This window comes from Streptomyces chrestomyceticus JCM 4735 (assembly GCF_003865135.1).
GTDB classification, from domain to species: domain Bacteria; phylum Actinomycetota; class Actinomycetes; order Streptomycetales; family Streptomycetaceae; genus Streptomyces; species Streptomyces chrestomyceticus.
Genome location: NZ_BHZC01000001.1, coordinates 2,570,476 through 2,590,587, shown reverse-complemented (window position 1 = coordinate 2,590,587; position 20,112 = coordinate 2,570,476). Strand labels below are relative to the sequence as shown.

Below are 20,112 nucleotides of genomic sequence, written 5' to 3'. Positions count from 1 at the left end.
TGGCAGTTGGAGCCCGGTGCGCGATCACACAGCGTATGCAACCCATTGCGGGCGCCCGCGTCAAGTGACGGGGGCAGCGGCGCACGCGGCACTGCCCCCGTTCACGGTGTCACACCGTCAGGGCGTGAAGCCGCCCCCGCCGCCCAGGTCCGGCGGCCGCCGGGTGTCGACCGGGCCGCCGGGCGTGCCGTCGGCCCCTTCCAGCGCGTCCGACGCGGTGACCGGCTCGCCCGCCCCGGCCATCACGATGCCGGTCTTGGCCCGCCGGCCGCGCCGCTCGATCCAGTTGGCCAGCCCGGACAGCGCCAGACACATCGCCACGTAGATCGCGCCGGCCACGATGATCATCGGCACGTACGGGTTCTCGTCGTTGACGACGATGGTGCTGGCCATCTGCTGGATCGTGTACAGCAGTTCCTCGAAGGTGATCACGTAACCGAGCGAGGTGTCCTTGAGGGTCACCACCAGTTGGCTGATGATCGTCGGCAGCATCGCCCGGACGGCCTGCGGCATCAGCACCGTCGTCATGACCTGCGTCTTGCTCATGCCGAGCGCGTACGCCGCCTCGCGCTGCCCCGGGGCACCGCGTTGATGCCGGCCCGCAGCACCTCCGCCTGCACCGAGCCGTTGTAGACGGTCAGGCCGACGACCAGGGCCCAGAACTGCGGGGAGTCGCCGGTCAGGCCCAGCTCCTCCTTGTAGGAGAGCAGGATCACCCACAGGGCGTAGATCGTGATCAGCAGCGGGACGGCCCGGAACAGCTCGATGAACCCGGTCGCCAGCCAGCGCACCGGCTTGTGGTCGGAGAGCCGGGCGACGGCGAGCAGCACGCCGAGCGCGAGGGAGAGCACCGCGGCGACCGCGAAGACCTGGAGGGTCGTCAGGACACCGTTGCGGATGTTGGTCCGCACGCCGGCGTTGTTGAAGATGTTCCACATCTCCGGCTCGAACTGGCCCTTGGCGGCCAGCCGCAGCACGGCGAAGAGGAGCAGGCCGAGGACGGCGAGCGCGCCGACGACGGTGTAGACGCGGTTGCGGACCTTGGCCTTGGGCCCCGGGGCGTCGTAGAGGACGCTGGTCATCGGGCCACCTCCAGGCGGCGTTCGAGCAGCCGGAAGATGCCGCTGATGGCGAACGTGATGATCAAGTAGGCGAGGGCGATCCAGAGGAAGATCCAGCCGATCGGCCGGCCCTGGTCGTTCAGGAGCTTGGAGACGTTGAACAGCTCCGCGTTGCTGAAGGCGCCCGCGATGGCCGAGTTCTTGGTGAGCGCGATCAGGATGCTGCTCAGCGGCGGGATCACGGTGCGGGTGGCCTGCGGCAGGACGATGATCCGCAGCGTCTGGACGAAGGTCATCCCGATGCTGCGGGCGGCCTCCGCCTGGCCCAGCGGCACGGTGTTGATGCCCGAGCGGACGGCCTCGCAGATGAACGAGGACGTGTAGAAGCCCAGGGCCAGCGTCGCGAGCACGAACGGGCTGATGCCCGGGAAGAAGATCTGCGGGACGACGAAGAAGGCGACCAGGAACAGCAGGGTGAGCGGGGTGTTGCGCAGCAGCGTCACCCAGGCCGTCCCGAAGGCGCGCAGCGGGGGCACCGGCGAGACCCGGAATCCGGCGATGAGGAGGCCCAGCAGGATGGCGAGCGCCCCGCTGGCCGCGGTGAGCGACACGGTTCCGAGGAACCCGGTGCGGAACTCGGGAAGATAGTCGAGGAGTACGTTCATGGGTTCTCCGCGGTAGCGGTCAGGTCAGCGGCGGACGGGTGGACGGCCCGGCGCGGGGCGTGCGCGGCGCGCGGGGTACGGGAGCGCGGCCCCGGCGTGCGGTCGCTCGCGTGCGCGGCGTACCGGTGGTGCGGGCGGCGTACCGGCGTACGGCCGGGAGCGCGGGCGCGGCCCGCGACGGCGTGCGCACGGGCGTCCCGGCGCGTGGTTCCTCAGGCACCCACGCCCCGCACGCCCGCCGAAGCGGCGTACGGGGCGTGCGGCGGCGGACGGCGGGTGTGCGGCCCGGGTCAGTCGCGGGGCAGCGGCGTCTCCGGCGCGACGAAGCTGGTCCCGGACTTGCCGAGGGTGCCTTCGTACGCCTTCTTGTAGTCGCCGTTCTTGATGTGCTTCTCCAGCGCGTCGGTGATCGCGTCGCGCAGCGCCTTGTCGCCCTTCATCAGGCCGACGCCGTACGGCTCCTTGGTGAACGGCTTGCCGACGACCCGCAGCTTCTTGGGCCGCTCGGCCGCGTACCCCTTGAGGATCGCGTCGTCCGTGGTGACCGCGTCCACCTGGCCGTCGAGGAGCTGCTTGACGCACAGCGAGTACTTGGCCAGCTCGGTGGTCTGCGCGCCGTACTTCGGCTTCTTGATCTCCTGGAGCGGGGTGGAGCCGACGATCGAGCAGACCTTCTTGCCCTTGACGGTGTCCGGGCCGGTGATGGACTTGTCGTCCCGGCGCACCAGGAGGTCCGCGCCCGCGGTGTAGTACGGGCCCGCGAAGTCGATCTGCTTCTTGCGCTCCTCGTTGATCGTGTACGTGCCGACGTAGTAGTCGACCTGGCCCTTGGAGATCGCGGTCTCGCGGACGTTGGAGTCGACCGTCTTGAACTCGATCTGCTTCTCGGAGAAGCCCAGGTCGGCGGCGATCATCTTGGCGATCTCGATGTCGAAGCCGGTCCGCTTGCCGGTGGTGTCCTGGAAGCCGAGGTAGGGCTGGTCGGCCTTGGCGCCGATGGTGATCTTCCCGGCCTGCTTGGCCTTCTTCCAGGCCGGCGAGTTCACGTTCGCCTTGTCGTTGACCGGGTACGTCCCGCTGTAGACCTCCCCGCCGGACGCCTTGTCGCCGGCCGTGCCCGACTCGCCGCCACATGCGGTCGCCGTCGCCGTCAGCGCGAGCACCACCGCACCCGCCGCGGCCGTCTTACGAATCCTCATGGTGAACATCCTTCGGTTCAGCGGAAGTTGGCAATCATGATGACCGGCCGCACGGTCAGTGGTGGAGGATCTTCGAGAGGAAGTCCTTGGCCCGGTCGCTGCGCGGGTTGTTGAAGAACTGGTTCGGCTCGGCCTCTTCGACGATCCGGCCGTCCGCCATGAAGACGACGCGGTTGGCCGCCGAGCGGGCGAAGCCCATCTCGTGCGTGACCACGACCATCGTCATGCCGTCCCGGGCGAGCTGCTGCATGACCTCCAGCACCTCGTTGATCATCTCCGGGTCGAGTGCGGAGGTCGGCTCGTCGAAAAGCATGACCTTGGGGTCCATCGCCAGGGCCCGGGCGATGGCCACCCGCTGCTGCTGTCCGCCGGAGAGCTGGGCGGGGTACTTGTCCGCCTGAGTGCCGACTCCCACCCGGTCCAGCAGGGCCCGGGCCTTCTCCTCGGCCGCCTTCTTGTCCGTGCGGCGGACCTTGGTCTGGCCCAGCATCACGTTCTCCAGCACCGTCTTGTGCGCAAAGAGGTTGAAGGACTGGAAGACCATGCCCACGTCGGCACGGAGCCGGGCCAGCTCGCGCCCCTCCTGGGGCAGCGGCTTGCCGTCGATGGTGATGGCGCCGGAGTCCACGGTCTCCAGCCGGTTGATCGTGCGGCACAACGTCGATTTGCCGGACCCGGAGGGCCCGATCACCACGACCACCTCACCGCGCCGGATGGTCAGGTCGATGTCCTGGAGTACGTGCAGCGCGCCGAAGTGCTTGTTCACGTTGTCCAGCACGACCAGCGGGTCGCCCGCCGACGCGGGCCCCTTGTCGCTCTTGGTCACCGATACTTCGCTCATCGGCGTACAGCTCCGTCCTCCTCGGTTGGGGAGGACCCTAGTAACGCCCTGCGACCAGCGTCATTACATCTGAGCGGGATTTGAGCATAACGATACGGCCGCGAAGGGACACGCGGCGTGCACGGGGCGCGTGGACCGGCGCCCCGGTGTACCGGCTGCATAACGGAACCGGCCCTCCGGGAATACCCCCTTGACGTGCGTGCCGTCCATCGCCGTAGATGCCTTTTGGCCGCTCCGTGACGGCCCGCGATCCGTACGCGCCCGCGTACGGGTGTACACCTATGCACCCGCGCGTCCAGGTATGCGCGGCCGGGCACACAACGTGAGGAGGGGGCCGGTGCGGCTGCTGCTCGTGGAGGACGACGACCATGTCGCGGCCGCCCTGTCCGCCGTGCTGTCCCGGCACGGCTTCGACGTCACCCACGCCCGCAACGGCGAGGAGGCGCTGCAGGCCCTGCTGCCCGGCGGCCGGGAGCCCTTCGGGGTGGTCCTGCTCGACCTCGGCCTGCCCGACCAGGACGGCTTCGAGGTCTGTGGCCGGATCCGGCGGATGTGCGGCAGCCCGGTGATCATGGTGACCGCGCGGGCGGACGTCCGTTCCCGTATCCACGGCCTGAACCTCGGCGCCGACGACTACGTGGTCAAGCCCTACGACACCGGCGAACTGCTCGCCCGTATCCACGCCGTCAGCCGCCGCCGCGCCGCCACGCCCGCCGCCCCGGGGGAGCCGCCCGCCCAGGAGGGTGCCCCGCCCGGCGACCTGCGGCTGGGCGCCGTCACCATCGAACTGTCCACCCGGCAGGTGTCCGTGGGCGGCACCGCCGTCCCCCTGACCCGCAAGGAGTTCGACCTGCTCGCCCTGCTCGCGCAGCGGCCGGGCGTCGTCTTCCGCCGCGAACAGATCATCAGCGAGGTGTGGCGCACAAGCTGGGAGGGGACCGGCCGGACCCTGGAAGTGCACATCGCGTCGCTGCGCGCCAAGCTGCGGATGCCCGCGCTGATCGAGACCGTGCGCGGGGTCGGCTACCGGCTCGTGACGCCGCCCGCCGCCGTGTCACCGGCCGGCCCGGCCTCCTGACGGCCGGCGGCCCGCACCGTGCGCACCCGACTCCTCCCGCTCCTGATCGTCCTGCTGGCCGGGGTGCTGCTCGCGCTCGGCTTCCCGCTCGCCGGCATCACCGCGGGCGTCGAACAGCAGCGGGTGGTCGTCGACCGGATCGACGACGCGGCGCGCTTCGCCTCCCTCGCCCAGTACGTCACCGCCCGCCCGGGCGCGGGCAAGACCCCCGACGAGGACGAGCGGCAGACCACGCTGAGCGCCGAACTCAAGCGCTACCACGAGCTGTACGGCATCCGCGCCGGCGTGTTCTTCCGCGACGGCACGCCCATGGCGGCGGCCCCCGCCGACTGGCGCGTACCGGAGAAGGGGGAAGGCGCGCGGGCCTTCAGCGAGGCCCTGGCGGGCCGCCGCAGCCACGACCCCCACCAGATCTGGCCCTGGGACGACGACGGCCGGATCCCCGTCGCCTCGCCCGTCGTCCGGGACGGCGACGTGGTGGCCGTCGTCGTCACCGACTCGCCCACCGGGCGGATGCGCTCCCGCACCCTGCACGGCTGGCTGCTGATCGGGGCGGGGGAGTGCGCGGCCATGCTCGTCGCGGTGGGCGCCGCCTTCCGGCTCACCGGCTGGGTGCTGCGCCCGGTGCGCATCCTGGACGCCGCGAGCCACGACATCGCCACCGGCCGGATGAAGTCCCGGGTCGCGGCCGCTTCCGGGCCTCCGGAACTCCGCCGCCTGGCCCGTTCGTTCAACGAGATGGCCGACAACGTCGAGGAGGTGCTGGAACAGCAGCGGGCCTTTGTCGCCGACGCCTCGCACCAACTGCGGAACCCCCTCTCCGCACTGCTGCTGCGCATCGAGCTGCTCGCCCTGGAACTCCCCGACGGCAACGAGGAGATCGCCTCCGTCCGTACGGAGGGCAAGCGCCTGGCCCGGGTCCTGGACGACCTCCTCGGCCTGGCGCTGGCCGAGCACGCCGCCGCCGACCTCCAGCTCACCGACATCGCCGCGCTCGCCGCCGAGCGGGTCGGCTCCTGGCGCCCGCTGGCCGACGAGGAAGGGGTGCTGCTGTCCTACGAGGGCCAGCGGGCCGTGACGGGCTGGGCGGACCCGGTCGCCCTGTCCAGCGCCCTGGACGCCCTGGTCGACAACGCCCTGAAGTTCACGCCCGCCGGGGAACGGGTCACCGTCGGGGTGGTGCCGGACGGCGAGACCGTACGGATCACCGTCTGCGATCACGGCCCCGGCCTCACCGAGGACGAACTGGCCCGGATCGGCGACCGTTTCTGGCGCAGCGGCCGCCACCAGAACGTCTCCGGCTCCGGACTGGGCCTGTCGATCACCCGCGCGCTGCTCGCCGGCGGCGGCGCCACGCTCTCCTTCGCGCCGCACCGGCCGCACGGGCTGCGGGTGACCGTGGTGGTGCCGCGCAACGCGCCGTGACCGCCCGGCCCGGGCCCGGCCGCGGGCGGCCCTGCCGGGACCGTGAAGGTGTGTTACCGTTGACGGCGTTGCAGTTGTGGTACCCATGAACTTTGTGCGCGCCCGGTGGCTGGAAGCCCCGGGCGTTCCTTGTTTTCCGGACCTTTCTCCGGTGTGGGGCGATCATCTCGGCGACAGGGAGGCCGCGCAGTGCGGTCTCCGGTTTGCCCCTAGAAGGAGAAAAACATGGCCACCGGCACCGTGAAGTGGTTCAACGCGGAAAAGGGCTTCGGCTTCATCGAGCAGGACGGCGGCGGCCCCGACGTCTTCGCCCACTACTCGAACATCCAGGCGCAGGGCTTCCGTGAGCTCCTGGAGGGCCAGAAGGTCAGCTTCGACGTGACCCAGGGCCCGAAGGGCCCGCAGGCGGAGAACATCATCCCCGCCTGACGCACCGCACGTCAGCGGACGGGGCCCGCACCGGCCGGTGCGGGCCCCGTCCGTATCCGTACGGCCCACCGCCGTACGCCCCGCGCACGGCTCGCCGTCCGCACCGCACGTCGTCGCGCGAGCGCACCGCAGCCGCACGACCCGTATGCGTACGTCCCGTACCCATGCGGCCCGAGACCGCACGGCACCGTGCCGTACGCGCTCGGCCTCCCCGCCACAGAAGGGCTTTCAGTGACCCGAGCGACCGCACCGCGACAGAGCGCCGCACCCCAGCCGTCCCCGCGGACGGCCCCCCAGCCGCCCGCCGTCTCCTTCGACGAGCTGCCGCTGGCACCGGCCCTTCTCACCGCGCTGCGCGCGCAGGGCGTCACCGAGCCGTTCCCCATCCAGGCCGCGACGCTGCCCGCCACCCTCGCGGGCCGGGACGTCCTCGGCCGCGGCCGGACCGGCTCCGGCAAGACCCTGGCCTTCGGACTGGCGATGCTCAGCCGTACGGCCGGACGCCGCGCCGAGAGCAAGAGCCCCCTCGCGATGGTGCTCGTGCCCACCCGTGAGCTGGCCACCCAGGTCACCCAGGCGCTCGCCCCGTACGCCACCGCGGTCGGCCTGCGCACGACCACGGTCGTCGGCGGCACCTCGATCAACCGCCAGGTCGACGCGCTGCGCAAGGGCGCCGAGATCCTGGTCGCCACCCCGGGCCGGCTCGCCGACCTGCTGGACCGCCGCGCCTGCAAGCTCGACCAGGTCGCCATCACCGTCCTCGACGAGGCCGACCAGATGACCGACATGGGCTTCCTGCCGCAGGTCACCCGCCTGATGGAGAAGGTGGACCCGGACGGCCAGCGGATGCTGTTCTCCGCGACGCTGGACCGCAACGTCGACAAGCTCGTACGCCGCTTCCTGACCGACCCGGTCACCCACTCCGTGGACCCGTCGGCCGCGACGGTCACCACCATGGAGCACCACGTCCTGTACGTGGACGACACCGACAAGCGGGCCACCACGACCGAGATCGCCGCCCGCGACGGCCGCGTGATCATGTTCGTGGACACCAAGCGCGGCGCCGACCGGCTCACCAAGCACCTGCTGTCGCAGGGCGTACGGGCCGCGGCGCTGCACGGCGGCAAGTCCCAGCCGCAGCGCACCCGCACCCTGGAGCAGTTCCGCACCGGCCAGGCCACCGTGCTGATCGCCACCAACGTCGCCGCCCGCGGCATCCACATCGACGGCCTCGACCTGGTGGTCAACGTCGACCCGCCGACCGAGGCCAAGGACTACCTGCACCGCGGCGGCCGTACCGCGCGGGCCGGTGAGTCGGGCACCGTCGTCACCCTGGTCACGCCCGGCCAGCGCCGGGACATGACCCGGCTGATGTCCCGGGCGAAGATCACCCCCGGTACGGCCCGGGTCCGGCCCGGCGACAGCGAACTCATACGGATCACGGGCGCGCAGGCGCCGTCCGGCCAGCCGGTCGTGATCGCGGTCCCCGCGCAGCAGGAGCGGCCCAAGTCCACGGGCGGCGGTGGCGGGCGCCGACGGCCGCGCCGCGGCGGCTCCGGCGGCGGCTCGGCGGGCGGCGGCACCGGCGCCTCGGGCGGCGGCCGTCCGTCCCGGCGTCCCTCCCGCGCCCCCAAGGCGCCGCGCACCCCGCGAGCGCCCAAGGCGTGACGCGCGCCGGGGCGTGCACGGAGGCCCGTGCATGCCCCGGCGCCTCCGGCCCCCCGGAAGCGGCCCGTTACGGCTTCTCCGACACGTAATAACGCCGCGCGCCCTCGTGCAGCGGCAGCGGATCGGTGAACACCGCGGTCCGCAGGTCCACCTTCTGCGCGGCGTGCACCTCGGTACCGATCCGGTCCCGGCTCCTTATGACGGTCCGGGTGATCGCCTCCGTCCGTACCGGGTCCTCCCGGTCGGTGGTGACCAGGAGATTCGCGACCGCGATCGTCCTGACCGCCTGCCCCTTCTGGACCAGCGGATAGGCGTCGGCCGGCATCACGGCCGCCCGGTAGTAACGGCTTCGCCCGCCCTGCCGGTGCAGCGCCGGAATCAGGTCCCCGAGCTGGACGAGCCGTATCGGCATCCGCCGGGCCACCTGCTGCACGGCCGAGGTCGGCAGTCCGCCCGACCAGAAGAAGGCGTCCAGCTTCCCCTCCTCCAGCAGCTTCGGCATCCGGTCGATGCCGACCCGCACCGCCTCGATGTCGTGGTCGAAGTCCAGCCCGGCCGCCGCGACCAGCCGCCGGGTGGTGAGCTGGACTCCGGAGCCGTCCGCCCCCACCCCGACGCGCAGCCTCCCGAGGTTCCTGGCCGAGTCGACCGGCGAGTCCGCGGGGACGATCAACTGCAGGTAGTCGTCGTACAGCCGTGCGCAGGCCCGCAGCCCGGCCGCCTGCCGCGGATGGAGACGCTGCCGCTCGGCCACCGCGTCCGCGGTCGCGATCGCGAACTGCGCCTTGCCGGTCGCCAGGTGCTCCAGATTGTCCAGCGACCCCGCGCTGTTCATCAGCCGTACGTCCACCCGCGGCAGGTCCCGGCGCAGATCCTGCTTGAGGAGCTCCCCGTAACGCGCGTACACCCCGGAGCGCACGCCGGTGGACAGTGTCAACCGCCCGCCGGGCTCGGGCGGCCCGGCCATCGACGGCAGCCACCACAGCAGCAGGCCGAGCACGGCCAGCACCGCGGCACCCGCGAGCAGCGCCCGGCGGCGGCCGGAGCGGGGGAGTACGGAGACCATGGCCGGGATCCTGCCAGCCCGGTACCGGGAAAGGGAGGGGCGAGGGGGCGGCGGGAGCACGTACCCTGGTCGATTGAGATGAGTGCGAAGACATACGAGGTGCGCACCTACGGGTGCCAGATGAACGTCCACGACTCCGAGCGGCTGTCGGGCCTGCTGGAGGACGCCGGATACGTCCCCGCGCCGCAGGGCGCCGACGGGGCCGATGTCGTCGTCTTCAACACCTGCGCGGTGCGGGAGAACGCCGACAACCGGCTCTACGGCAACCTCGGCCAGCTCGCGCCCAAGAAGGCGGCGCGGCCCGGGATGCAGATCGCGGTCGGCGGCTGCCTGGCGCAGAAGGACCGCGACACCATCGTCAAGAAGGCCCCCTGGGTCGACGTGGTCTTCGGGACGCACAACATCGGCAAGCTGCCGGTGCTCCTGGAGCGCGCCCGCGTCCAGGAGGAGGCCCAGGTCGAGATCGCCGAGTCGCTGGAGGCGTTCCCCTCCACGCTGCCCACCCGCCGTGAGAGCGCGTACGCGGCCTGGGTCTCGATCTCCGTGGGCTGCAACAACACCTGCACCTTCTGCATCGTCCCGGCCCTGCGCGGCAAGGAGAAGGACCGCCGCCCCGGCGACATCCTCGCCGAGATCGAGGCGCTGGTCGGCGAGGGCGTCTCCGAGATCACCCTGCTCGGCCAGAACGTCAACGCGTACGGCTCCGACATCGGCGACCGCGAGGCGTTCAGCAAGCTGCTGCGCGCCTGCGGGAAGATCGAGGGCCTGGAGCGGGTCCGGTTCACCTCGCCGCACCCCCGCGACTTCACCGACGACGTCATCGCCGCCATGGCCGAGACCCCGAACGTGATGCCGCAGCTCCACATGCCGCTGCAGTCCGGCTCGGACACGGTCCTCAAGGCGATGCGCCGCTCGTACCGCCAGGAGCGCTTCCTCGGCATCATCGAGAAGGTGCGCGCCGCGATGCCGGACGCCGCCATCTCCACGGACATCATCGTCGGCTTCCCGGGCGAGACCGAGGAGGACTTCGAGCAGACCCTGCACACGGTCCGCGAGTCCCGCTTCGCGCAGGCCTTCACCTTCCAGTACTCCAAGCGCCCGGGCACCCCGGCCGCCGAGATGGAGGGGCAGATCCCCAAGGAGGTCGTCCAGGCCCGCTACGAGCGGCTGGTCGCCCTCCAGGAGGAGATCTCCTGGGAGGAGAACAAGAAGCAGGTCGGCCGTGTCCTGGAGGTCATGGTCGCCGAGGGTGAGGGGCGCAAGGACGACGCCACGCGCCGCCTGTCCGGCCGCGCGCCCGACAACCGCCTGGTGCACTTCACCCGCCCCGAGGAGCCGGTCCGCCCCGGCGACATGGTGACCGTCGAGATCACCTACGCCGCGCCGCACCACCTGCTCGCCGAGGGCCCGGCCCAGGCCGTCCGCCGTACGCGCGCGGGCGACGCCTGGGAGAAGCGCAACGCCGCTCCCGCCGCCCCGGCCGGTGTCATGCTCGGCCTGCCGACGATCGGCGCGCCGGCGCCCGCCCCGGCCCCGGCCGCGGGCTGCGGGTGCGACTGACGGCCTGAGGGGCGCATCGCCCCGTACGACCGGCGCCGGAAGCACCGCGGACCCGCGCCCGGGACCGCGGGCCCGGCGCCGCGGCCTTGCTAGGGTTCCAGCCATGCTTGTCGCCGCCGCCGTCTGCCCGTGTCCGCCGGTGCTCGTCCCGGAGGTCGCCTCCGGAGCCGCACCCGAGCTGGACGGCCCGCGGGCCGCCGCCCTCGACGCGATCGGGCTGCTCGCGGCGGCCCGGCCGGACCGGCTGGTCGTCGTCGGCCCCGCCGACGAGGCCGGCCGCGGGGCGTACGCGCAGGGCTCGGTGGGCTCGTTCCGCGGCTTCGGCGTGGACCTCGACGTGCGGCTGGGCGCCGCCGCGACCACCCCGGAACGACCGCTTCCGCCGTCGCTGTCGGTCGGCGCCTGGCTGCTGGCCCGTACCGACTGGGCCGACGCGCCGGTCGAAGGGCTGGGCGTCGGCGAGCCGCTGGCCACCGACCGCTGCGTGCAGGCCGGACGGGACATCGCGGCATCGGCGGAGCGAGTCGCCCTGCTGGTCATGGGCGACGGCAGCGCGTGCCGCACGGTGAAGGCGCCGGGCTACTACGACGAGCGCGCCGAGGACTTCGACGCCGCCGTGGGACGCGCGCTGGGAGCCGCCGACACCGAGGCGCTGACCGGGCTGGACGCGGAGCTGGCGGAGGAGCTGAAGGTTTCGGGCCGGTCCTCCTGGCAGGTCCTGGCAGGCGCCGCACAGGACGCCGGCCTGCACGGCGAGCTGCTGTGCGAGGAGGCGCCGTACGGGGTGGGGTACTTCGTGGCGGCGTGGTCCTGAGGTTTAGCGAGCGGTCTGAGGCGCGCGGGAGCGTTCTGAGACGTATGGGAGCGTGCTGAGGCGCGTGGCAGTGTTCCGAGGCGCGTGGCAGCGTTCCTAGGCGTACGGGAGCGGCGGGCGCCGGGTTCCGCGCCGTACGCAAGCGGCGTCCGCCACGGCCCCCTCCGGGACCACGCGCGACGGCCGCGGAGCGGGTCGCTCCGCGGCCGTGATGCTGCTGTCTGTCCGGGCCGCCCCGCCGCGGGCCCGGCGAGAAGGTCAGGAAGCCGGTCCCTGCGGGCCGGAGCCGCCGGCGCCCTGGTCCCCGGAGCGGCGGGACTCCTCCGACAGCCGGCCGAGGGCTTCCTTCGCCTTGCCCGCCCCGGTCCCGATCTGGCTGCTGTACTTGCCCTGGGTCCTCTCGTCGACCGCCCGTGCGGCCTTGTCGAGCCCCTGCTCGATCTTGTCCCCGTGCTGTTGCGCGAGGTCACCGGCCTTGCTCTTCAGAGGACCGAGCTTGGCCTTGAGGTTGTCCAGCAGACCCATGGCACCTTCCTTCGTGCTGCTTCGTGCGGCGTGCGTCCTATTTACGGGCGCCTTCCCCGGCGTCGCTGTCCGCAGCCTCCTCGGCCGACTGCTGCTTGGGGATCTCGACCCCCTCGGCGGCGGCCGCCTCGCCGGCCTCCTCGGCGGACGGCTTCCCGTCCGCCCCTGCCGCCGCGCCCTGCTCCGCCTCCGGAGCGGTCTCGGCGGACTGCTCCGCGGCGGGCTCCCCGCCCTCCGCGGCCGACGGCTCCGCCGTCAGCGTGGCGGCGGCGGCTTCCTCCGTCGATGCCTCTGCTGCCTTACGACGAAACCGTGAAAACACGCCCATAACTACTCCATACCTTACTCGTGTGGGCGAAATCCCGGGGCGCCCGGAGCGTCCCATTGCGCCGCCCGCGGGCCCCGGTCCGTGAACCGGCGGCCGGAACCTCGCAACAGGCAACGAACACGGAGGCGAGTCGTCACGTCGCTCGTTCGAGATGCGGCCCGCGGGTTTGCGAGACTGGGCCGGTGAACACCGCAGTTCCCGTACCCCGGGTCATCGCCGTCGTCGGTCCCACCGCGGCCGGAAAGTCCGATCTGGGCGTCGCACTCGCCCGCCATCTCGGTGGCGAAGTCGTCAACGCCGACTCCATGCAGCTCTACCGGGGAATGGACATCGGCACCGCCAAGCTGACGGTGCCCGAGCGCCACGGCGTCCCGCACCACCTCCTGGACATCTGGGACGTGACCCGGGCCGCGAACGTCGCCGAGTACCAGCGGCTGGCCCGCGCCGAGATCGACCGCCTGCTCGCCGAGGGCCGCACCCCCGTCCTCGTCGGCGGCTCCGGCCTGTACGTACGCGGCGCCATCGACGCCCTCGACTTCCCCGGCACGGACCCGGAGGTGCGGGCCCGGTTGGAGGCCGAGCTCGCCGAGCAGGGCAGCGGCGCCCTGCACGCCCGGCTCGCCGCCGCCGACCCGGAGGCGGCCCGCGCCATCCTGGCGAGCAACGGGCGCCGCATCGTGCGCGCCCTGGAGGTCATCGAGATCACCGGCCGCCCCTTCACCGCCAACCTCCCGGGGCACGAGGCGGTCTACGACACCGTCCAGATCGGCGTCGACGTGGCCCGCCCCGAGCTGGACGAGCGCATCGCCCGCCGAGTGGACCGGATGTGGGACGAGGGTCTGGTGGACGAGGTGCGGCGGCTGGAGGGTGAAGGGCTGCGCGAGGGCCGTACCGCCTCCCGTGCCCTCGGCTACCAGCAGGTCCTCGCCCAGCTCGCGGGGGAGTGCACGGAGGAGCAGGCGCGGGCCGAGACGGTCCGTGCCACCAAGCGCTTCGCGCGCCGCCAGGACTCCTGGTTCCGCCGGGACCCCCGGGTCCACTGGCTCAGCGGCGCCGCCGCGGACCGCGCGGAACTCCCGGGGCGGGCGCTGGCGTTGGTCGAACGACCGGTCACAGCCTGATCACGTCATGGCATCGGGACGCTCCGCCCGTCATCCGGGCCCCCGGGAGCGTGTCATCATCGACCTTCGATCGAGGCGTGCAGTCGGAGTGGGGAGGGCGCGTGGCGATGGAGGCCGGCCCTCGCAACAGACCGCAGCAACCGGACGGGCCGAGAGACGGACAGCGGGACGCGACCGAGTCGCTGACCCAGGACGGACCCGGGGCCGTGGGCCCGGACGGGCCTGCCCTGGGCCATGCCGCGGCGGTCGGTCCCGACGGCCCGGACGCCCTGGGAGAACCGGTTCGCCCGGCCCCCCTGGACACCGGGGACGGCCCCGGCGAGACGGCCGGGGGCGGTGAGTCCTTCCGGGAACTGCGCCCGCCGCGGCGGCTGCGCATCTGGCAGCTCGCGCCGATCGTGGGCCTGGCCATCCTCGGCTCGCTGATGTTCGCCTTCCCGCTGGCCTTCGAGTTCGGCGGGGACGGTGGCGCGGTGATCTCCATGCTCGGTCTGCTGCTCTTCGGCTGCGCCGCGGGCTGGGGCATGATGGCGGCCCGCCGGGTCGGCCACACCTGGCCCGGCCTGCCCGCCCGCGGCTCCGGCCGCCGCCCGGACTGGCGCGTGGTCCTGGCGTACGCCGCGGTCGTGGCCGTCCTGGCGCTGCTCGCCGTGTGGCGCGTCGCCCGGTTGCACTGACCGCCGGACGTGCCGGGGGCGGAGCCGGCCCCATCGCTGGGGCCGAGACATGCACCGGCCGGGGCGGAACCCGGTCTGTCACTGCCGCGCCGTACGATGCAGACATGACCAACGCACAGGGGACCGCAGAGGCCACGGAGGCCGCAGTGAGCGCCGCCACGACCGCCGCGGGCGGCGCCGGCCGGGGCATCGCCTTCCTCAAGGGGCACGGCACGGAGAACGACTTCGTGATCGTCCCCGACCCGGACGGCGTCCTGGAGCTGTCGGCCGACGCCGTCGCCCGGATCTGCGACCGCCGGGCCGGCATCGGCGGCGACGGCCTGCTGCGCGTGGTGCGCTCCGCCGCCGACCCCGCGGCCCGCGCCATGGCCGGCGAGGCCGAGTGGTTCATGGACTACCGCAACGGCGACGGCTCCGTCGCCGAGATGTGCGGCAACGGCGTCCGCGTCTTCGCCCGCTACCTCCAGCACGCCGGCCTGATCGGCGAGGGCGAGCTGGCCATCGCCACCCGCGCCGGTGTCCGTACGGCCCGCCTGGCCGCGACCGGCGAGGTCACGGTCTCCATGGGCCGCGCCGAGCTGCTCCCGGACGGCGTGACGGTCACCGTGGGCGACCGTAGCTGGCCCGCCCGCAACGTGAACATGGGCAACCCGCACGCCGTCGCCTTCGTCGAGGACCTCGACCACGCCGGTGACCTGCGCGAGGTCCCGCCGTTCAGCCCAGCCGCCGTCTACCCGGACGGTGTGAACATCGAGTTCGTCGCCGACCGCGGCCCGCGCCATGTGGCGATGCGGGTCCACGAGCGCGGCGCCAGCGAGACCCGCTCCTGCGGCACGGGCGCCTGTGCCGTCGCGGTCGCCACCGCCCGCCGGGACGGCACCGACCCCGCGGCCACCGGCAGCCCCGTCACGTACACGGTCGACGTACTGGGCGGCAGCCTGACGATCACCGAGCTGCCGGACGGCACGGTCGAGATGACCGGCCCCGCGGTCATCGTCGGCCAGGGCACGCTGGACCCCGCCTGGCTGGTCACGGCCCTGGGCTGAGGCATGGCGCCCGGGTCGTCACCCCGTACGGGACAGGGCCCGGGCGCATACCTCGAATGGGTGATCCGGTTCACGCTGGGCGAGAGCGGGACAGCGCTGCGTGATGGGCTCGGTAGCATCAAGCACCGGCCCGGGCGACTGACTGCGGGCGCCCAACCGCCGGTCGACGCCGCCGGAGGTGCCCATGAGCGCAGAGGCCACGAACCCTGGTAACCCCGTCGCGCCTGCCCAGGCCGGTCCGGCCGCCGCCCCGGCGGGCCCGACCGACCTGGGGGAAGCCGCCCATCGCAGACGCGGCCGCCCCCGTCTGGAACTGCGCGGGCTGCGGCGCATCGGCCGGGCCGCGCTGCTCGGGCCGGCCCCCCGCGACGGCCTGCCGGACGCCCTGGAGCACGTCGCGAAGGTGCACCGGGCCCACCACCCGGACGCCGACCTGGACACCCTGAGCCGGGCCTACGCGCTCGCGGAGTCCTCGCACCGCGGACAGATGCGCAAGAGCGGCGAGCCCTACATCACCCACCCGCTCGCGGTGACCCTGATCCTGGCCGAACTGGGCGCCGAGACCACGACCTTGACCGCCTCCCTCCTCCACGACACCGTCGAGGACACGGAAGTGACGCTCGATCAGGTGAGCCGGGAGTTCGGCAAGGAGGTCTGCTACCTGGTCGACGGCGTGACCAAGCTGGAGAAGGTCGACTACGGCGCCGCCGCCGAACCCGAGACCTTCCGCAAGATGCTGGTCGCCACCGGCAACGACGTCCGCGTGATGTCCATCAAGCTGGCCGACCGGCTGCACAACATGCGCACCCTCGGCGTGATGCGCCCCGAGAAGCAGGCCAGGATCGCCAAGGTGACGCGGGACGTGCTGATCCCGCTCGCCGAACGGCTGGGCGTGCAGGCGCTCAAGAGCGAGCTGGAGGACCTGGTCTTCGCGATCCTGCACCCGGAGGAGTACGCCACCACCCGCGCGCTCGTCCTCGGGCACGCCGGCCGCCCGGGCCCGCTCGACGCCATCGCGGAGCGGGTGCGCACCGTACTGGACGAGGCCGACATCGACGCCGAAGTCCTCATCCGGCCGCGGCACTTCGTCTCCGTGCACCGGGTGCGCCTGGCGCGCGGCACGGTCACCGGCGCCGACCTCGGCCGGCTGCTGGTGCTCGTCGCCGAGGACGCCGACTGCTACGCCGTCCTGGGCGAGCTGCACACCTGCTTCACCCCGGTGGTCTCGGAGTTCAAGGACTTCATCGCCGCGCCGAAGTTCAACCTCTACCAGTCGCTGCACACCGCCGTCTCGGACGAGGACGGCGCCATTGCCGAAACGCTCATCCGGACCCACCGGATGCACCGGGTGGCGGAGGCCGGGGTGATCGCGCTGGGCAACCCGTACGCCCCCGCGGACGGCTCCGACCCGTCCGAGGCGGTGGCGGGCGGCGCGGCGGGGGGACCGGCGGCCGAGGACGGCGAGCGCGTCGACCCCACCCAGCCCGGATGGCTGTGCCGCCTCCTGGAGTGGCAGCGCGCCACCCCCGACCCGGACACGTTCTGGACCTCGCTGCGCGACGACCTCGCGCAGGACCGGGAGATCACGGTCTTCTGCGCGGAGGGCGGCTTCGACGACGGGAGCGGCACGGTCGCGACGGACCGTACGGGTACGGGCGCGCCGGGCAGCGGCACCGTCGGTCTGCCCGCAGGTGCGAGCTGCGTGGATGCCGCGTACGCGCTGTATGGCGAGGGGGCCCACCACTGCATCGGCGCGCGCGTCAACGGCCGCCTGGCGACGCTCTCCACGGTCCTGTGCGACGGCGACAGCCTGCACCTGCTCATGGCCCCCGACTCCGCCGCCGGACCCTCGCCGGACTGGCTCGACCACACCCGTACCCCGGCGGCCCGGCTCGCCATCTCGCGCTGGCTGGACGCTCATCCCGGCGCGGAGGCGGGAGCGGGGGAGGGCCCGGTGGGGGCGGGCGCACCGAGCGGGTCCGGCGAGTCGCGGGGCGCCGGGGCCGCCGCCGCGTCCGGGCACCACGGCGGTGACACCGCCGGCCTGTCCACCGACCTGCCCGGCGCGACCGTACGGCTCGCGGGCTGCTGCACCCCCGTACCGCCGGACCACGTCACGGGCTTCGCCGTCCGGGGCGGCATCGTCACCGTGCACCGGGCGCTGTGTCCCGTGGTGGCCCGGATGGCCGCGTCCGGCCGGCAGCCGGTCGGCGCACGCTGGCGCGGCGCGGGCAACCGCGTACAGGGCTGCCGGGTCACCCTCCTCGCGGAGGCGTTCACCAGGCCGCACCTGCTCGCCGACCTCACGGAGGCCATCGCGTCCGAAGGCGCCGCCGTGGTCGCCGCAGCCGTCGAACCGCCCCGTGAGCAGCGCGTACGGCACACCTACACCCTCCACCTCCCGGACGCGGCCAAACTGCCGTCCCTGATGCGGGCGATGCGGCAGGTGCCGGGCGTCTTCGACGTGCTGCGGGCGGGGCGGGCGCAGTCGACGGTGGCGGCGCGTTCTTGAGGGGCGTCCGGGGCGGGGCGTCCGGTGTCGGGGGAGGGGCGTCGGGGCGCGCGGTGTGAGGGTGTGCGCGGGGGCGTGGTGGCGTGCGCCGGAGCGGCGCTCGGGCCGGTGCTCCACAGGATGCGGTACCGGTGCGGTGCGCGTACGGCCCGGCACCCACACGCGCCCCTCCGGCCTCGACGGACGCACGGAACCCCCCGTTCGGGTGCCGTACTGTCGCGTCGGCCACGGGTGGGCGCACCGCGCTGATAGCGGTTTGTCATGCCGCTTTCCTCGTCCCACCCCGCCACCGGCCCCGGCTTCGCCCCCGGCCGGGACCCCGAAGGCGCCACGCCCGGCCCGCGCCGCCGCTCCGGGGCCGCCGCCCGCCGCCGGAGCGCCCTCGGGCTGCTCGCCGCCGCCGCACTGGTCGCCGCCGGTCTGCCGGACGCCACGCCGCTCGGCGTCGGCGACCGGCTCTATCCGCACCTCGGCAACCCGGGGTACGACGTCCGCGCGTACGACATCGCCCTGACGTACTCCGGCCGCAACGACCGGCCGCTGGACGCCGTCACGAAGATCACCGCGCGGGCCACCGCCCGCCTGAAGCGCATCAACCTCGACTTCGCCCACGGCACCGTCCGGTCCGTCGAGGTCGACGGCCGGCCCGCGGCCCACGTCAGCCGCGGCGAGGACCTGATCGTCACGCCGCACCGCACCGTGCGCGCCGGCACCCCGGTGCGGATCGTCGTCCGGCACACCAGCGACCCGCGTCCCCCCAAGGGCGGCAAGGACAAGGAGGTCGGCTGGCTGCGCACGAAGGACGGGCTGGTGATGGCCAACCAGGTCGACGCCGCCCACCGCGTCTTCCCGGGCAACGACCACCCCTCGGACAAGGCCCTCTACACCTTCCGCGTCACCGCGCCCCAAGGACTGACGGTCGTCGCCAACGGAACGCGCGTGGCACGCCACCCGGGCGCCCCGCCGAGGCCGGGGAAGAGCGCGGTCCGTACGGGGCCGGACGTACGGCAGGAGCGGGCGGCCCCCGCCATGACCACCTGGGTCTACCGCACCGCCCACCCCATGGCCACCGAGGTGGCGCAGGTGTCCATCGGGCGCTCTGCCGTCGTCCGGCGCACCGGACCCCGCGGCCTGCCGCTCCGCGACGTCGTACCGGCCGCCGACCGCAAGCGTCTGGAACCGTGGCTGGCCAAGACACCCGGCCAGCTCACCTGGATGGAGAGCAAGGTCGGCCAGTACCCCTTCGAGACGTACGGCATGCTGCTCGCCCAGGCCGAGACCGGCTTCGAGCTGGAGACCCAGACGCTGTCCCTCTTCGAGGAACGGCTGTTCACCGGACAGCAGTACCCCCGCTGGTACGTCGAAGCGATCATGGTCCACGAGCTGGCGCACCAGTGGTTCGGCGACAGCGTCACCCCGCGCACCTGGTCGGACGCCTGGCTCAACGAGTCGCACGCCACCTGGTACGAGGAGCTGTACGCGCACGAGCACTCCAAGATGTCCATGGACGAGCGGACCCGGCGCGCCTACAGCGTCTCGGACCGGATGCGCGCCGAAGGCGGCCCGCCCGGGGCGCCGAAGGCCCCCACCCCCGGCAACAAGACCGGCATCTTCCGCCCGGTCATGTACGACGGCAGCGCCCTCGTGCTGTACGCGCTGCGCGCCAAGATCGGACACGCCGCCTTCGACCGGCTGGAGCGCGCCTGGGTGACCCGGCACCGCGACGGCGTCGCGGGCACCGCCGACTTCGTCGCGCTGGCCTCGCGCATCTCGGGCCAGGACCTCGGCGGCTTCTTCCGCAGTTGGCTGTACGACGTGAAGACGCCGCCGATGCCGGGCCACCCGGACTGGAAGAGCCACCACCGGACCCCGCAGCCACCGGCACGGAAGCCGGGGGCGAAGCCTGTGGGGCAGGCGGCCGGGAAGCCCGCAGTAAAGCCCGCCGGTAAGCCTGCGGACAGGCCCGGCAGCGCGAAGCCGCGCGGGTGAACCCGCCGCCCGATCCGGGAAGGCCCGGTCCGCCCCCTCGACCCCCTCGCCCCTCCCGTCCCCCGCACCCGGAAAACCCGTGTGACGGCGACCGGCGGCCGTGCGACC

General features: G+C 73.2%; 17 protein-coding genes and 1 pseudogene. 11 read left to right on the top strand and 7 right to left on the bottom strand.

Annotated features, from left to right (window positions below):
• Positions 1-117 precede the first annotated feature (117 nt).
• From EJG53_RS10540 to EJG53_RS10525, 4 genes and pseudogenes are all read right to left on the bottom strand, one after another.
• A pseudogene (locus tag EJG53_RS10540) lies at positions 118-1,082 on the bottom strand (amino acid ABC transporter permease).
• Positions 1,079-1,726: an amino acid ABC transporter permease gene (locus EJG53_RS10535; RefSeq protein ID WP_030020338.1), complete on the bottom strand. Its 648-nt coding sequence runs from the start codon at positions 1,724-1,726 to the stop codon at positions 1,079-1,081. Before EJG53_RS10535 ends, EJG53_RS10540 begins: the two are co-directional and overlap by 4 nt.
• Before the next feature lie 290 nt (positions 1,727-2,016).
• Positions 2,017-2,925: a glutamate ABC transporter substrate-binding protein gene (locus EJG53_RS10530; RefSeq protein WP_125044638.1), complete on the bottom strand. Its 909-nt coding sequence runs from the start codon at positions 2,923-2,925 to the stop codon at positions 2,017-2,019.
• 55 nt (positions 2,926-2,980) lie between these two features.
• Positions 2,981-3,766, bottom strand: coding sequence for an amino acid ABC transporter ATP-binding protein (locus EJG53_RS10525; protein WP_125044637.1), 786 nt, complete (start codon positions 3,764-3,766; stop codon positions 2,981-2,983).
• 337 nt (positions 3,767-4,103) lie between these two features.
• Between EJG53_RS10525 and EJG53_RS10520 the strand changes: the two genes are divergently transcribed.
• From EJG53_RS10520 to EJG53_RS10505, 4 genes are all read left to right on the top strand, one after another.
• Positions 4,104-4,844: a response regulator transcription factor gene (locus EJG53_RS10520; protein ID WP_031008168.1), complete on the top strand. Its 741-nt coding sequence runs from the start codon at positions 4,104-4,106 to the stop codon at positions 4,842-4,844.
• A gap of 18 nt (positions 4,845-4,862) precedes the next feature.
• A complete protein-coding gene (locus tag EJG53_RS10515) occupies positions 4,863-6,269 on the top strand; it encodes a sensor histidine kinase (protein WP_125044636.1) in 1,407 nt (468 codons plus the stop codon).
• A gap of 225 nt (positions 6,270-6,494) precedes the next feature.
• A complete protein-coding gene (locus EJG53_RS10510) occupies positions 6,495-6,698 on the top strand; it encodes a cold-shock protein (protein WP_031008163.1) in 204 nt (67 codons plus the stop codon).
• A 231-nt stretch (positions 6,699-6,929) separates the two neighbouring features.
• On the top strand, positions 6,930-8,366 hold the full coding sequence (locus EJG53_RS10505; RefSeq protein WP_371858674.1) for a DEAD/DEAH box helicase: 1,437 nt from the start codon (positions 6,930-6,932) through the stop codon (positions 8,364-8,366).
• 67 nt (positions 8,367-8,433) lie between these two features.
• On the opposite strand, the gene EJG53_RS10500 is transcribed toward EJG53_RS10505, so the two are convergent.
• Positions 8,434-9,432, bottom strand: coding sequence for a TAXI family TRAP transporter solute-binding subunit (locus tag EJG53_RS10500; protein ID WP_125044634.1), 999 nt, complete (start codon positions 9,430-9,432; stop codon positions 8,434-8,436).
• A 78-nt stretch (positions 9,433-9,510) separates the two neighbouring features.
• Between EJG53_RS10500 and miaB the strand changes: the two genes are divergently transcribed.
• Entirely contained in the window at positions 9,511-10,992 is a 1,482-nt protein-coding gene (miaB, locus tag EJG53_RS10495; RefSeq protein ID WP_125044633.1) for a tRNA (N6-isopentenyl adenosine(37)-C2)-methylthiotransferase MiaB, read from the top strand.
• Positions 10,993-11,095: 103 nt separating this feature from the next.
• Positions 11,096-11,806 (top strand): class III extradiol dioxygenase subunit B-like domain-containing protein, encoded by a 711-nt coding sequence (locus EJG53_RS10490; RefSeq protein WP_125044632.1) that lies wholly within the window; start codon positions 11,096-11,098, stop codon positions 11,804-11,806.
• Between the two features lie 258 nt (positions 11,807-12,064).
• Here EJG53_RS10490 and EJG53_RS10485 read toward each other — a convergent pair whose 3' ends face one another.
• On the bottom strand, positions 12,065-12,331 hold the full coding sequence (locus EJG53_RS10485; protein ID WP_125044631.1) for an antitoxin: 267 nt from the start codon (positions 12,329-12,331) through the stop codon (positions 12,065-12,067).
• Positions 12,332-12,368: 37 nt separating this feature from the next.
• Positions 12,369-12,659 carry a gliding motility protein gene (locus tag EJG53_RS10480; protein ID WP_125044630.1) on the bottom strand — a complete coding sequence of 97 codons (291 nt, stop codon included), beginning with the start codon at positions 12,657-12,659 and terminating at the stop codon, positions 12,369-12,371.
• 182 nt (positions 12,660-12,841) lie between these two features.
• On the opposite strand from EJG53_RS10480, the gene miaA reads away from it, so the two are divergent.
• From miaA to EJG53_RS10455, 5 genes are all read left to right on the top strand, one after another.
• On the top strand, positions 12,842-13,780 hold the full coding sequence (gene miaA / locus EJG53_RS10475; protein ID WP_125044629.1) for a tRNA (adenosine(37)-N6)-dimethylallyltransferase MiaA: 939 nt from the start codon (positions 12,842-12,844) through the stop codon (positions 13,778-13,780).
• Between the two features lie 107 nt (positions 13,781-13,887).
• Positions 13,888-14,457, top strand: coding sequence for a hypothetical protein (locus EJG53_RS10470; RefSeq protein WP_125049301.1), 570 nt, complete (start codon positions 13,888-13,890; stop codon positions 14,455-14,457).
• A 104-nt stretch (positions 14,458-14,561) separates the two neighbouring features.
• Positions 14,562-15,503 carry a diaminopimelate epimerase gene (gene dapF / locus EJG53_RS10465; RefSeq protein WP_125044628.1) on the top strand — a complete coding sequence of 314 codons (942 nt, stop codon included), beginning with the start codon at positions 14,562-14,564 and terminating at the stop codon, positions 15,501-15,503.
• A gap of 184 nt (positions 15,504-15,687) precedes the next feature.
• Positions 15,688-18,015, top strand: coding sequence for a RelA/SpoT family protein (locus EJG53_RS10460; protein WP_125044627.1), 2,328 nt, complete (start codon positions 15,688-15,690; stop codon positions 18,013-18,015).
• Between the two features lie 261 nt (positions 18,016-18,276).
• The gene (locus EJG53_RS10455) at positions 18,277-20,004 is read left to right on the top strand and encodes a M1 family metallopeptidase (protein WP_125044626.1); all 1,728 of its coding nucleotides are present in this window, start codon (positions 18,277-18,279) and stop codon (positions 20,002-20,004) included.
• Positions 20,005-20,112 lie beyond the last annotated feature (108 nt).